Source organism: Crenobacter sp. CS_VA4, assembly GCF_055597485.1.
In genome coordinates this window covers 1-257 of sequence record NZ_JBVMAE010000146.1, presented here as the reverse complement: position 1 = coordinate 257, position 257 = coordinate 1, and the positions used below count along the sequence as shown (strand labels likewise).

1 protein-coding gene is annotated in these 257 nt (G+C 64.6%); it reads right to left on the bottom strand.

Annotated features, from left to right (window positions below):
* Window positions 1–257: OPT/YSL family transporter (locus ACZ2IA_RS23085; RefSeq protein ID WP_470294915.1), on the bottom strand; the 257-nt coding region annotated here is incomplete at both ends.

Here is a 257-nt window from a genome sequence, read left to right as displayed (position 1 = left end):
ACCCAGCCAGGTTCCGGCGCCGACCGACCCCGGCCACAAACGCAGCCCGGTTTCCGAAAACTTGACCGCCGCGCCAATCAGCGCCGACCAGCCCAGAAATTTCACCCCGGAACCCCCGCTGGCTCCCACCCGTAACACTTCGGCGGTTGCCGCGCCTTCGGGGTAAGCCAGCTTCTGCTCGACAATCAGCGAACGCCGCAAGGGAATTGTGAACAGCACTCCGAGCAAACCACCGAGCCCGGCAATCGTCATCACCC